Genomic DNA, 13,698 nt, shown 5'->3' on the forward strand with positions numbered 1-13,698 from the left:
ACGAATGACCACCGAACGCTACGCAGCCCTGCCGCTGACCCTCGGCCGCAACGGCCGCACTCCGCGGACCCTCCGGAACCGCCTCGCGTCCGCCCCGATGGAACGCAATTACGGCACCACTGACGGCCGCATCACGGAGCAGTACATCGACTACCTGGTCACCCGTGCCAAGGCCGGCCTGGGCCTGGTGACCACCGAAGCCACCTACGTCCGCGCCGACGGCAAGGGCCGCACCCACCAGCTGGGCCTGCACACCGACGCCATGGTCCCTGGCCTGCGCAAACTTACCGACGCCCTGCACGCCGAGGGCGCGCTCGCCGCCGTCGAAATCAACCACGGCGGCCGTACGGCGCAGGCCGCGGTGTCCGGATACAAGAACCTGGCGCCGTCACCGGTGCCGTGCGAGGTGGCCGGCGGCGAGGTGCCGCGGGAACTGACCGCCGGGGAATGCCGCGACCTCGTGGCGGCCTACGGACAGGCCGCCCGCCGCGCGGTGGACGCCGGCTTCGACGTCATCAACATCCACGGCGCCCACGGCTACCTGATCCACCAGTTCATGTCCCCGATCTCCAACCACCGCACCGACGAATTCGCCGCCCCGGAACACTTCATGAACCTGGTGATCGACGAAGTCAGGAAGGAGGCCCCCGATGCCATCATCGGCATGCGCGTCTCCGTGGTTGAGGGGCCGGCGGACGGCATCACCGCAGGGCAGCAGCTGGCCATCATCGCCAAGGCCCACCTCGAGCGCCTCGACTTCCTGGACATCTCCGCCGGCAGCTACGAGGCGGGTGAATGGATCGTCCAGTCAGGCGAATGGAAGCCGGGCATCCTGGCCGACTACGCCAAGGCCTACCGGCAGTTCGGCCTCCCCCTGGGCATGGCCGGCCGGCTGAACTCCCCGGCCATCATTGAAGAGGTCCTCCGCGACGGCACCTGCGACTTCGTCAGCCTGGCCCGCGCCATCCACGCCGACCCCGCCTTTGTGGGCGGCGTCCTGCACGGCGGACGCTACCGCCCGTGCATCGCCTGCAACGTCTGCATCGACAACCTGGGACTCGGCCAGGTGACCTGCACCGTCAACCCGGCCGTGGGCCGCTCCCGCGTCCCCGTCCCCACGCCCGCCGTCCGTGACGGGTCCCGTGTTGTGGTGGTGGGAGCCGGCCCCGCAGGCCTCACCGCGGCCCGTGAACTCGCCGAAGCCGGCGCGCAGGTGACAGTGCTCGACGACGGCGCCCGCCCCGGCGGCCAGTTCGCCCTCGCCGAGCGGATGAAGTCCACCCCGGACTTCCACCGTTTCGCCGAATGGTCGGCGGCCGAGAACGCCCGGCTCGGCGTCGACGTCCGGCCGGGCACGCACGTAGACACGAACGACGTCGCCGCGCTGGTCCGCGAAACCGGCGCCGACGCCGTCGTGCTGGCTACGGGCGGGCTGCGCCCGGCTGCCGGGTTCACCGGCGGAGATTCCCCGAACGTCACGGACGTGCGCGAATGGCTCGCCGCCCACCCCGGCGTCCTCGACAGCGGTGCTGCCGCCGGCGAAGTCCCCGCGGCAGTGACCATCTGGGGCGCCGACTCCGTGGCCATGAGCGTGGCGGACACCCTGGCGGACCGCGGCGCCGCCGTGCTGCTGGTGGGGCCGCAGGAGGTCATCGCGCCGGAGTCCGGCCGCCGCGCCAAGATCCTGGCAGTGCCCCGGCTGGAGCAGAACCCGCGGGTCCGGATCCGGCTGGGCAGCTCCATCGAAGAGTACGACGGCGGCCGCGTCCGGCTCAGCAGCGGCGAGTGGCTGGACGCCCCGGGGCCCCTGCTGGTCTCCCGCTCGGTTGCCCCGCTGGACGGCGCCATGCCGGCCCGCGAGCGCGATGCCGCACTGAGCTTCGCGGCCGGGGTTCCCGTGACCCTCGCCGGAACGGTGGTGGACCAGACCCCGGCCATCGCCTCCAACGCCGTGAAGAGCGGGTACGACGCCGCCCAGCGCGTGGCCGCTGCACTGGCCGCCGGCGCCACCGGTGAGCGGGCCCGGGCCACCGGTGATCGGGCCCGTCGAGATCCAGCGAACCTTTCCCTGAACGGAGCAGCATCATGAACACCCCGCCACGCCGCCAGGTGGGCCTGGCCCAGCTTTCCCTCGTAGGAACTGCGCCGCCGGACCTCGTGACCGTCGCCGCCGGGGCGGGATTCGACTTCATCGGCGCCCGGGTGCGGCCGGTTACCGCGGCCGAACGTGCTTATGACCTGCAGCCCGGTTCACCCATGCTGAAGGAAACCCTGGCCCGGATGCGGGACACCGGCGTGACGGTGAAGGACATCGAGTTCCTGCTCCTGGACGGCAGTGACCAGCGCGGGGCCTGGCTGCGGATGATGGAAGCAGGCCAGGCCTTGGGTGCCGGCTCGCTGACCGTTGCCGGTGCCGATCCGGACGCCGCCCGGCTGGCTGACACGCTGGCCCGGATGACGGCGGACGGCCGGGATTTCGGCATCGTGCCCACGCTGGAACCGATCTCCTACCAGGCGGTAGATTCCATCCCCGCCGCGGCGGAACTGGCCCGCGCCGCCGGCTGCAAGATCGTGGTGGACGCCCTGCACTTCAACCGCTTCGGCGGCACGCTCGACCAGCTGGCAGCCAGCGCGGACCTTGTCCCGCTGCTGCAGTTGTGCGACGGCCCGGTGCAGCGGCCCGCCACCCGCGAGGACCTCGTGACAGAGTCGCGCTCCGAACGCGGCGTCCCCGGCGAAGGCGGGTTCGATCTCGCCGCGCTGGTGGCTGCCTTCCCGGCAGGGACGCCCGTGAGCGTCGAGACGCCGTCGGACCGGCGGGTTGCCGAACTCGGTGGACCGGGCTGGGCCCGGAACCTGAAAGCCGCCGCTGACGCCGTACTAGCGGCAGCGGAAAACCTTCAGGAAGCAGGGGCCAAATGAGCGAAGTTCTGGAAAGCACGACGACGGAGCTTGCCCCCGGCGTCCGCGTTCCGCTGATCGGGCTGGGCACCTGGCCGATGGTGGGGGAGGACGCCGCGGATGCCGTGCACCGCGCCATCGCCAACGGTTACCGGCACATCGATACCGCCGAGAACTACGGCAATGAAGAGGCCGTGGGGGAGGGCCTCCGGCGCAGCGGCATCGCCCGGCAGGACATTTTCATCACTACCAAGTTCAACCGGGACTGGCACAGCCGGGACGGCGTCCGAATCGCCTTTGAACGCTCAGCGGCCCGGCTCGGCGTGGAGTACCTGGACCTGTTCCTGGTCCACTGGCCCAACCCCGCGCTGGGCCGGTTCGTCGAGGCCTGCGAAGGCCTCCGGCAGCTGGCGGACGACGGCGCCATCCGCGCCTGGGGCGTCTCCAACTTCAAGCCCGCCCACCTGCTGGCAGTCGAAAGGGCCGGACTCGCCGTGCCGGTCAACCAGGTGCAGGTGGACCCGGCCCACGGCCAGCCCGGACAGCTGGCCTTCCACCGTGAGCACGGCATTGCCACCGGCGCGTACAGCCCGCTTGGCCGCAACGGCGACTTCCTGGCCAGCCCCGCCATCACCGGGCCGGCGGAGGAACTGGGCAGGACGCCCGGACAGATCGTGCTCCGCTGGCATGTCCAGCAGGGCCGCATCGCCACGCCGAAATCCGCCAGCGACGACCGGCAGCGGCAGAACCTGGACATCTTCGGCTTCGAGCTGGCTCCGGAGCAGCTCGCCGCCATTGATGCGCTGGAAACCGGCGCCCCGCCGCGCCTCGATTCAGACACCTTCGGCCACTAACCACTTCGGCCGCTAAGAGACACCCGAGAGAACCACAATGGAGAACCCCATGAACGAGAGCACCGACGCCACACCGGCCCCAACTGAGCAGGACGGCCGGCCTGGCGCCCTGGACTGCGATGTCCTGGTGGTCGGGTCCGGCGCCGGCGGATTGTCCGCCGCCGTCACCGCCGCCTACCACGGCCTCAAAGTCATCGTGGTGGAAAAAGCCGGGGTCTGCGGCGGGGCCACGTCCTGGTCCGGAGGCTGGGCCTGGACCCCCGGCAACCCGCTCGCCAAGGCTGCCGGCGTAAACGAGGACAAGGAAACGTTCCGCACCTATTTGCGCCACACCCTGGGGGAGGAGTACCAGTCGGACAAGGTGGACGCCTTCCTCGAGGCCGTCCCGCACATGGTGGGCTTCTTCCAGGACAAGACGTCCCTGCAGTTCGTCCCGGGAACCAGGATCAATGACATCTACGGCAAGGAGCCGGGCGCAGGCACCGGCAACCGCTCGGTGGGCCCCAAACCGATCAACGCGCGGCGGATCAGGCCGGAACTCCGGGCAAAAATGCGCCACCAGCTCTACGAAACGTCCTTCCTGGGCATGGGCATCATGGCCGGACCGGACCTCAGCAAGTTCCTCTCCGCCTCGCAGGGAAATCCGAAAGGCATCTTCCACGCCGGCTGGCGCATGGGCCTCCACCTCCTGGACCTGCTGATTCACCGCCGCAACATGCAACTGGTCAACGGCACCGCCCTGACCGGACGCCTGCTGAAGTCCGCTGACGATCTCGGCGTGGATATCCGCGTTTCCACTCCCGCGAAACGGCTGCTCACCGACAACACCGGCAAGGTGACCGGCGCCGTCGTCGGCTCCCCGGACGGTGAGCTGCAGATCAACGCTGCACGCGGCGTCGTCCTCGCCGCCGGCGGCTTCCCCCACGACATCCAGCGCCGGAAGGAGCTGTTTCCCCACACCCCCACCGGCCGGGAACACTGGACGCTGGCACCCGCGGAGACCAGCGGCGACGGCATCACCCTGGCCCAGGCGGTGGGTGCCCGGTTCAAGACCGACGTGAAATCCGCCGCCGCGTGGTGCCCCGTGTCGCTGGTGCCGTACCGCAACGGCCGCACCGGCACCTTCCCGCACATCATGGACCGCGCCAAGCCCGGCAGCATCGGCGTCCTCGCAAACGGCAAGCGCTTCGTCAACGAGGCCAACGGCTACTACGACTACGTGGCCGCCATGATGGCCGCCACCCCCGAGGGCGGAACCGCGGAGTCCTGGCAGATTGCCGACAGCCGGTTCGTCCGCAGGTTCCCTCTGGGCATGGCCAAGCCGCTGCCGGTCCCGCTCTTCCCGTACCTGCGCTCCGGCTACCTCACGAAGGGACGGACCATCGAGGAACTCGCGGCGAAGTGCGGAATCGACCCCGCCGGCCTCAAAGCCACCGTGGAGGAGTTCAACCGCAACGCCCGCGACGGCGTGGACCCCGGCTTCGGGCGCGGCGAGACCGCGTTCAACCGGTATGGCGGCGACGCCGGGAACCGGCCCAACCCCTCGCTGGGTCCGCTCGAGAAGGGTCCCTTCTACGCGGTCCGCGTGGTTCCCGGCAGCTTCGGCACCTTCGCCGGACTGGAGGCGGACGGCCGGAGCCGCGTCCTGGACAACGACGGCCGGCCGATCGAAGGGCTCTACGTTGCGGGCAACGACCAGGCCAACGTGATGGGCGGGCACTACCCCGCGGGCGGCATCAACCTGGGACCGGCCCTCACCTTCGGCTACATCGCCGGCCGCGACCTCGCCGGTGCCGGCGCGTACGAGGACGACGGGACAATGCCCGCTGAGCTGCCCGCTGAGGTGTCCGCTGCCGGGCAGCTTTCCACGCGCCGTTGACCGCCTAGGGCGCCGAGCGTATGCTGACGCTCACCTTCCGGGGCCCCCGCTCGGCGGGGGTCCGGGTCTCCTTCTAGAGCACACGCGGCCACCGGGTGCCGAGGTTGTTTCCGGCGGCGCTATTCGGGCTGATCGCCAGGGGGCACAACTTCATGTCTGACATCACCATCAACGGCATCACCATTGATCCGATCAAACAGAACCGTGCCCTGCGTGACGCCGGACTGGTTGCCGAGGACGCCTCGGAGTCGGACCACATCCTCATCCAGACCGCGGAGCCGCTGACGGCGGAACAGCGCGCGGAACTTGCCGGCATCGACGTCGAGATGCAGGAATACGTCTCGGACAACACCTACCTTGCGGCGTTCCCGCCGGCGGACCTGGACCGGGTGCGCGCCCTGCCGTTCGTGAGCTGGGCGGACGTCTACTCCAGGGTCTTCAAGATCCCGCCGCCGCTGCTGCCGCGCGGGGCGGACACCGGCAACGTCCGGTCGCTGGCGGACCACGAACCGCATCCGGACCGCCGGCTGGAAAAGGTGGACCTGCTGCTGCACCCGGGCATCGAGGCCACCCCGGACCTGATCGCCCGGGTTGCCTTGGCGGCCAGGGTGGAGCCGGACGCCGTGGCGGTCACCCCGGGAAAGCTGCGCATCACCACCTCGGTGGACCAGCTCCCGGAACTGGCGAAGATCGACGAGATCCGCGAGATCCACCCGGTCCGCGAGCGCCAGCTCTTCAACAATGTTGCCCGGCAGATTTTGAATGCCGAGGTGCTGGTCAACGGGACAACGTACCGGGGCGACGGGGAAGTGGTGGCCGTGGCGGACACCGGATTCGACACCGGTGACGCCGCCAACCCGCATCCGGCGTTCACCGGACGGGTCCAGACGCTCTATGCGCTGGGCCGCACGGCGCCGGACAAGGCGGACGATCCGCACGGCCACGGCACGCACGTGGCCGGCTCCGTGCTGGGCCGGGGAAACTCGGCCACCATGGGCGGGAACATTGACGGCACGGCACCTGAGGCCCTGCTGATCCTGCAAAGCCTGCTCGACGCCAACGGCGGCCTGGGCGGCATCCCGGTCAACCTGAACGACCTCTTCCAAAAGACGTACGACGACGGCGCCCGCGTGCATACGAACTCGTGGGGGGTGCCCGGACTCAACCTGCCCTATGACTCAAGCTCGCGGGAGATCGACGAGTTCGTGTGGAACCACCCGGACCAGGTGATCTGCTTCGCGGCCGGGAATGACGGCGTGGACGGCAACAGCGACGGTACCGTGGACTCGAACTCCATCGGCTCCCAGTCCGCGGCCAAGAACTGCATCACCGTGGGAGCCAGCGAAAGCCTCCGGAAGGACTTCGCGCCCTCCTACGGCACGTACTGGCCGGGCGACTTCCCCGCGAATCCCGTCAAACGCGACAAGCAGGCCAACAACCCGGACGGGATGGTGGCCTTCTCCAGCCGCGGCCCCACCAAGGAAGGCCGGATCAAGCCCGACGTCGTCGCCCCGGGAACCAGCATCCTGTCCACGCTTTCGCGGAACGCCCCGATGGGCAGCACCTTCGGCACCTCCACCGATCCGTTGTTCTTCTTCGATTCCGGCACGTCCATGGCAACACCGCTGGTTGCCGGCTGCGCGGCGGTGCTGCGGGAAACCCTGGTGAAGAACGGGCTGGCCGCCCCCAGCGCCGCCTTGATCAAGGCCCTGCTGATCAACGGCGCCGACGTGCTGCCGGGACAGTACAATCCCAGCGAAGCCGGGGAGTCCCCGAACGGGAACTCCGGGTGGGGCCGGGTCAACCTGGGCCGGTCCGTGGTCCTTCCCGGGCAGCCTGGCAACGCCGGCCTGGGCGAAGGCGGGCCGCTGGAGCAGGGGGAGGAGGACTCCTTCGCCATCGACATCCCCGCGGAGGTCCCCAAGGTTGCTGCCAAGGGAAGACGGCACGGGGCTCCTGCCGGGGACCCGGAACTCACCGCCGCCGGGGTGACGCTGAAGATCACCCTGGTGTGGTCCGATCCGCCCGGTCCCCAGCTGCAGAACGACCTCGACCTCATTGTGCAGGCAGCGGACGGCAGCGAGCGGCACGGAAATTCCGGAACCTCCGCCGGCTTCGACCACGCGAACAACGTGGAACAGGTCCTGTGGACGGGCATGCCGCCGGGCCCTGCCAAAATCGTGGTCCGGGCGTTCCGGATCACCCAGTTCCCGCAGCCCTACGCCTACGTTTGGCGGCTGTCCTGACGTGCCCGAACTCCACGCGCCGGACTTCGACGTCCAGGGGCATCTGCCCGGGCAAGTGACCATCGCGCACGCCGCGCAGCTTCCCGTGGAAGAGGTCCTGGACCAGTTGAAAACCGGCAGCGCGGGGCTCGCCAGCGGCGAAGCCGCCAGGCGGCTGGCTGCCGTGGGTCCGAACGCGGTGCGAACACACGAGGCCAGCGGGTGGTCGGTGCTGGCGCGGCAGTTGGGCAGCCCCATCCTGATCCTGCTGGCCGTCACTGCCGGGCTCTCCTTATTCCTGGGGGACGCCACGAACTCCATTGTGATCGGCGTGATTCTGCTGGCCAGTGTGGGGCTGGGCTTCGTCAACGAGTTCCGGGCCGAGCGCGCCGCCGAGGCGCTGCATGCACGTGTCACCCACCTGGCCGCGGTTCTCCGCGACGGGATCCTGGGAGAAGTCCGCGTCACAGCCTTGGTGCCCGGCGACGTCGTGCATCTGGCCATCGGCGCGGTGGTCCCGGCGGACATGCGGTTGCTGACGGCCAAAGACTTGCTCTGCGACGAAAGCATCCTGACGGGTGAATCGCTGCCTGTCAGCAAAGATCCGGCGCCGGTCCGCGGCTCCGCTGCACCCGCCGACCTCACTTCCTGCCTGTTTATGGGGACCGTGGTCCAGTCCGGAAGCTGCACCGCCGCGGTGGTGGCCACAGGCGGGCGGGCAGAATTCGGCCGGATCGCTTTGGGGCTCGGCGAGCGGCAGCCGCAGACCGAGTTCCAGCTGGGCCTGAAACGCTTCTCCTTCCTGCTGCTGCAGGTGGCCGTCATCCTCACCACACTGATCTTCGTTGCCAACCTGCTGCTGCAGCGTCCTGTCATCGAATCGCTGCTGTTCTCGCTGGCGATTGCCGTTGGTATTACGCCGCAGCTGTTGCCGGCGGTGGTGAGCACCAGCCTGGCCACGGGAACCCGGCAGTTGGCCAAGCGCAAAGTGCTGGTCAAGCGACTGGTGTGCATTGAGGACCTCGGGGACATGGACGTGCTCGTCACCGATAAGACAGGCACCCTCACCGAGGGCAGGATCAGCTTCACCGCAGCGTTGCCCGCCAGGGACGGAGTGGCCCCCGACTTCCTTTTTACGCTGGGCCTTCTCGCCACGGAAGCGGAGTACACGGAAGCGAAGGTCTCCACAGTGGGACTGAATCCGCTGGACGCTGCCTTGTGGGCTTCCGCCGATGCGGCCGGCTTCGAGCCAGGCCGCTACGAACGCCTGGACGTCATTGATTTCGACCACCTGCGCCGCCGGACCAGCGTGCTGGTCAGGGAACAGGGCGGCGCTGCACAGCTGGTGTCCAAGGGATCGCCGGAAGATGTCCTGGCGCTCTGCGCGGACATCCCGGCAGGTGTGCAGGCGATGCTGGACGAACAGTTCAACGCGGGATCACGCGTGGTGGCCGTAGCCAGCCGGCCGGCCGCAGGGCTGACAGCGATCGGACCGGCCGACGAGAAGGACCTGGTCCTGGAGGGGCTGCTGGTCTTCCTGGACAGGCCCAAAGCCAACGCCAGGGCTTCACTGGACCAGCTCGAAGCGCTCGGCATCACGGTCAAGATCGCCACCGGGGACAACGCCAAGGTTGCCGAGAAGGTCTGTGACGAGCTCGGGGTGCTCTCCGGAGGTACGCTCACCGGCGCCGAGGTGGAATCTTTCTCTGATGCAGAGCTGGCAGCTGCGGCCCGCGAGGCAAGCATCTTCGCCCGTGTCTCGCCGGAACAGAAGGCCCGGATCATCCGGCTGCTGCGCCGGAGCGGTGGTTCCGTCGGGTTCATGGGCGATGGGGTCAATGACGCGCTCGCCTTGCACGCAGCGGACATCGGCATCTCCGTGGACAGCGCCACCGACGTCGCCAAGGACGCGGCCGACGTCGTGCTGCTGGACAAGGACCTGGCAGTGCTGGCCGAGGGCGTGATGGAAGGGCGGCGGATTTTCGCGAACACCATCAAGTACGTGCTGATGGGAACCTCGAGCAACTTCGGCAACATGTTCAGTGCCGCCACGGCATCCGTTGTGCTGAGTTTCCTGCCGATGCTGCCCGGCCAGATCCTGCTGAACAACCTGCTCTATGACAGCGGCCAGCTCGCCATCCCGGGAGACCGCGTGGACAAGGAGCAGCTGCTGGCCCCGTCGCACTGGAACATCGCCTTCATCCGGCGTTTTATGCTCCTCTTCGGGCCCATCAGCTCCCTGTTCGACTTCGCTACCTTCGCCCTGATGCTGTTCGCGTTCCATGCGGTGCCCGGAGAGTTCAGGGCCGGCTGGTTCATCGAGTCGATCGCCACGCAAACGCTCATCATCTTTGCCATCCGCACCCGGCGGGTTCCGTTCCTGCGGAGCCGGCCGTCAGCCGGGCTGCTGGGGGCATCCCTGGGCGTGGTGGTGGTGGGCATCTTCCTGCCGCTATCTCCGCTGGCCGGTGTCCTCGGGTTCGACCCGCTGCCTACGCCCTTCTTCCTGGCTCTCCTGGGCATGATCGTGGTCTACCTGGTCATGGTCGAATTCGCCAAGAGCTGGTTCTTCGCCCGGGCAGCACAGCAACCCCCTGCCCGGCCCGCCGTGATTCCGCGCCGGCAGCCATCGCACCACATTTCCCGCCGCGCGGCCCGGTTCAGCACCGCCGTTGCCCACCCTTTACACGGACAGCTGGTCCGCGGCGGGCGGAAGAGCAAGGCCCGGAGCACGCGAAGCAGCTAGCGTCAGCACAGGCCAAGCAGGGAACCATGGATTCGGCTGCGCAACGGGCGTAACCTGCACCTGTCAGCACTTGGTGATTTTGGCCTGAACCGAGGCACGTGATGAGCGTTGACCCCACTCCGAACACCGCCGGTCGCATCCGCTCCCGGATCAAGGACCGCATGGCCGCGCACCCGGTCGCCGCGTTCCTGCTCCTTGCCATCCCGCTGGCCTGGCTGGCGCAGGTCCTGGCCATCGTCCTGCTGCAGGACGTTACTCCCGGGCTCCTGGTGGAACTGCTGGTCCTGCTGGGAGCAGCCGTCCTGGTGACGGCGGCCGCGGACGGCCGCGCCGGCGTCCGTCGCCTCTTCAGCGGGGTGGTCCGCTGGCGGGTGGGCGCCGGCTGGTACGCCATGGCCTTGCTGGCCCTGCCGCTGCTGACTCTCCTGACCGCCGTCGTGACCGGCACGCTTCGTGAGCCCGGCAGCGGGTGGGCCGCCACCGCGGGGCTGTACCTGCTGAAGGCAGTGGTCATCGGCGCCCTGCTGGGCAACGTCTGGGAGGAACTGGCCTGGGCGGGGGTGGTCCAGCGCCGGCTGATGGACCGGAAGGGCGTGCTCGCGGGCTCACTGCTGACTGCCATTCCCTTCGCCCTCATCCATTTGCCCCAGGCCTTCGCCGCGCGCGGGTTCGCGGACACGCCCTGGGCGGACGTCGCCCTCTCGTGGGGAGTCCTGTTCGGCTTCGCCGCCGTGGCACGTTACCTACTGGGTATGGTGTTCGTGGGGACCGGCGGTAGCATCCTGATTCTGGGGCTCCTGCACGGGTCCATGAACGCCTCCCAAGGCATGGACACGGCGGACTGGTGGCAGTTCATCCCGGCGGTGGCGGTGCTGACAGCGGCAGTGGCGGCGTACCTCGCCGCAAGGTCCCGGACCACCGGCCAGGGCAGCAGCGGACATGCCCTGCGCCGGCGGCGCATCCCGCCCTACCGGGCAGCAAACCCGTAGCCGTCAGCCGTCAGGAGGGACTTGCGGACATGGACGACACCACGAACGACGGCGGGCTCCGCCGCCCCGAGTTGCGGCTGTCCGCCACACTCCTCTTCGCCGGCGTCGTGGCCTCGCTGCTGGCCGGACTCCAGCATCCGGACGCGGCCAGCGCCAACGACCACCCTGCGACATTCGCCGAGTACGCGGCCAGTGACGCCTGGATCGCCGTCCACCTCGGGCAGTTCGTTGGCATGGCGTTGCTCCTCTGCGGACTGCTGGTCCTGGCCTATGCCCTCAACGTCCGTCACGGGGCGGCGGGGTGGGCGGTGCGGCTGGGTGCCGCGGCGGCCATTGCCGCGCTCGCCCTCTACGGCGTCCTGCAGGGTGTGGACGGTGTTGCCCTGAAGCATGCCGTCGATGCCTGGGCAGGCGCGGCCGAAGGGGAGAAGGCGCTGCGCTTCGCGGCCGCGGAGGACATCCGGTGGCTGGAATGGGGAGTCCGGAGCTACCAAAGCTTCATGCTGGGATCAGCGCTCGTCCTGTTCGGCGCCGGCATCGCCGCCACGCGCAGGATCTCCCGGTTCATCGGTTACCTGATGGTGTTGTCCGGAGCATCGTACCTGGCGCAGGGCTGGATCATCGGCGCCGAGGGCTTCTCCGCATCCAACAGCCTGCCCACTCTGGCGGGCATCGTGCTGATCCTCGGATGGACCGGCTGGCTCCTTGCGGCGGCCTGGCGGCGGACAGCGGCCGGCAAGGCCGGCGGGCAGGCTTCCGCCGGCTAGGCTGCTGCCTGCTGGACTTCCGCCCGCTGGACTTCCGCCCGCCCGCAGGTGCGGATAATCTGGGACATGCCAGGATGCTGCACGAACAGCACCCCCAGTTCCTGGCCAAGAGAGGCACGACATGACAGAGAAGCTGCATCTCACCCCGGAAGACGAGTTTCCGGAGGATCTCTCAAAAGTGGACGACAAGGAACTGCAGGTCCTCGACAGCCAGGTCCAGCGCCAGCTGGACTACGAGTACGTGGCCGAGGGAGAACCGAATCCGGAGACCGAGTTCCGGCACTACGACCTCGACGAGGAATTCAGCGAACGGGACAAGCGGGACTAACCGTCCACCGGTATCTCCAGCACGTTCCCTTCCTCCGCCCAGATGCTCCGGGTGCCCAGTTCGGCGCAAAGCCCTTGCATCCGGCCTGCGATCCGGTGTGAACTTCTTCCGGCCAGCCGAGCCTGGAACCCGGTAATGACCGTGGGATGGAGCTGCAGTCGGACGGGCCCGCCGCCAGGCATTTCCAGGCAGAAGACGAACGACTGGTCATTGCGTTCCTCCGGGTCCACGGCATAGTCGTCGATGAAGTCGCCGGCGCTGTAGATCAGGGGCCGGCCGCGGTAGAGCTCCACGCCGCGGAAGATATGGGCCGAATGCCCGAACACGACGTCGGCTCCCGCATCCACCAGCGCCCGCCCCAGGGCGCGGTGGGCGGGCGGCACCTCGGCGCCCCAGTTGCCGCCCCAGTGCGCCGACACGACCAGCAGGTCCGCGCGTGCCTTGGTGCGGCGGACCAGCGCCAGCAGGTCCTGGACCCTCGCGTCGTCCTGGTGCCGCTCGTCCACGGGCACGTAAAACACCCCGGGCCGGTCCGGTGCCGCCTCCCAGTCGGGCTGGTTGTCCGTGAAGGCAATGAGGCCGACGGCGGTGCGGCCCACTCGCCTGATCACCGGCCGGCGCGCCGCCTCCAGGTCCGGGCCGGCTCCGGCGTGGAGGAGTCCAGCGCGGTCCAGCACGGGCAGCATCTCGTGGAAGGCGGCCTCCCCGTAGTCGAGCACATGGTTGTTGGCGAGCGAGACGGCGTCGATGCCCGCCGCGGCCAGGACTGCAACGTTGCTGGTGTCCGAGCGGAAATGGAAGACTTTTCCGGGCTGGGGAGTCCCGCCGTCGGCCAGGACGCATTCGAGGTTGGCGAACCGCATGTCCGCCTGCGCCAGGACCGGAAGCGTATCGCCCCAGGGGTACGCGGGCGGGGCTGACCTGAGCCGCTCGTTCACCAGGCGGCCCAGCATCACGTCACCAAGGAATACCAGCCGCACGGTCCGCCTCCGGCCACTCCAACGTCCCG

General features: G+C 69.0%; 10 protein-coding genes. 9 read left to right on the forward strand and 1 reads right to left on the reverse strand.

The window, feature by feature from the left end:
* Positions 1-4: 4 nt before the first annotated feature.
* The 9 genes from AC6JAC_RS04220 to AC6JAC_RS04260 all read left to right on the forward strand — a co-directional run bounded on the left by AC6JAC_RS04220 (position 5) and on the right by AC6JAC_RS04260 (position 12,689).
* The gene (locus AC6JAC_RS04220) at positions 5-2,089 is read left to right on the forward strand and encodes an FAD-dependent oxidoreductase (protein ID WP_028271207.1); all 2,085 of its coding nucleotides are present in this window, start codon (positions 5-7) and stop codon (positions 2,087-2,089) included.
* The gene (locus AC6JAC_RS04225; RefSeq protein ID WP_028271206.1) at positions 2,086-2,922 is read left to right on the forward strand and encodes a sugar phosphate isomerase/epimerase family protein; all 837 of its coding nucleotides are present in this window, start codon (positions 2,086-2,088) and stop codon (positions 2,920-2,922) included. Before AC6JAC_RS04220 ends, AC6JAC_RS04225 begins: the two co-directional genes overlap by 4 nt.
* A complete protein-coding gene (locus tag AC6JAC_RS04230) occupies positions 2,919-3,755 on the forward strand; it encodes an aldo/keto reductase (RefSeq protein WP_028271205.1) in 837 nt (278 codons plus the stop codon). Before AC6JAC_RS04225 ends, AC6JAC_RS04230 begins: the two co-directional genes overlap by 4 nt.
* A gap of 49 nt (positions 3,756-3,804) precedes the next feature.
* Positions 3,805-5,634: an FAD-dependent oxidoreductase gene (locus AC6JAC_RS04235; protein WP_051628892.1), complete on the forward strand. Its 1,830-nt coding sequence runs from the start codon at positions 3,805-3,807 to the stop codon at positions 5,632-5,634.
* 152 nt (positions 5,635-5,786) lie between these two features.
* Positions 5,787-7,880 carry a S8 family serine peptidase gene (locus AC6JAC_RS04240; protein WP_028271204.1) on the forward strand — a complete coding sequence of 698 codons (2,094 nt, stop codon included), beginning with the start codon at positions 5,787-5,789 and terminating at the stop codon, positions 7,878-7,880.
* 1 nt (position 7,881) lies between these two features.
* A complete protein-coding gene (mgtA, locus tag AC6JAC_RS04245; protein WP_497963546.1) occupies positions 7,882-10,605 on the forward strand; it encodes a magnesium-translocating P-type ATPase in 2,724 nt (907 codons plus the stop codon).
* 101 nt (positions 10,606-10,706) lie between these two features.
* Positions 10,707-11,594, forward strand: coding sequence for a CPBP family intramembrane glutamic endopeptidase (locus tag AC6JAC_RS04250; protein WP_028271202.1), 888 nt, complete (start codon positions 10,707-10,709; stop codon positions 11,592-11,594).
* Positions 11,595-11,623: 29 nt separating this feature from the next.
* A complete protein-coding gene (locus AC6JAC_RS04255) occupies positions 11,624-12,361 on the forward strand; it encodes a hypothetical protein (protein WP_028271201.1) in 738 nt (245 codons plus the stop codon).
* Between the two features lie 121 nt (positions 12,362-12,482).
* Positions 12,483-12,689, forward strand: coding sequence for a hypothetical protein (locus AC6JAC_RS04260; RefSeq protein ID WP_028271200.1), 207 nt, complete (start codon positions 12,483-12,485; stop codon positions 12,687-12,689).
* Here AC6JAC_RS04260 and AC6JAC_RS04265 read toward each other — a convergent pair.
* Complete coding sequence (locus AC6JAC_RS04265; RefSeq protein WP_497963549.1) at positions 12,686-13,669, reverse strand: CapA family protein; 984 nt, start codon at positions 13,667-13,669, stop codon at positions 12,686-12,688. The genes AC6JAC_RS04260 and AC6JAC_RS04265 overlap by 4 nt on opposite strands.
* Positions 13,670-13,698 lie beyond the last annotated feature (29 nt).

This window comes from Arthrobacter sp. KUASC02 (assembly GCF_059739395.1).

Coding starts and splice junctions, on each gene's coding strand:
- AC6JAC_RS04220 (WP_028271207.1), top strand. CDS start 5: ATGACCACCGAACGCTACGCAGCCCTGCCGCTGACCCTCGGCCGCAAC.
- AC6JAC_RS04225 (WP_028271206.1), top strand. CDS start 2,086: ATGAACACCCCGCCACGCCGCCAGGTGGGCCTGGCCCAGCTTTCCCTC.
- AC6JAC_RS04230 (WP_028271205.1), top strand. CDS start 2,919: ATGAGCGAAGTTCTGGAAAGCACGACGACGGAGCTTGCCCCCGGCGTC.
- AC6JAC_RS04235 (WP_051628892.1), top strand. CDS start 3,805: ATGAACGAGAGCACCGACGCCACACCGGCCCCAACTGAGCAGGACGGC.
- AC6JAC_RS04240 (WP_028271204.1), top strand. CDS start 5,787: ATGTCTGACATCACCATCAACGGCATCACCATTGATCCGATCAAACAG.
- AC6JAC_RS04250 (WP_028271202.1), top strand. CDS start 10,707: ATGAGCGTTGACCCCACTCCGAACACCGCCGGTCGCATCCGCTCCCGG.
- AC6JAC_RS04255 (WP_028271201.1), top strand. CDS start 11,624: ATGGACGACACCACGAACGACGGCGGGCTCCGCCGCCCCGAGTTGCGG.
- AC6JAC_RS04260 (WP_028271200.1), top strand. CDS start 12,483: ATGACAGAGAAGCTGCATCTCACCCCGGAAGACGAGTTTCCGGAGGAT.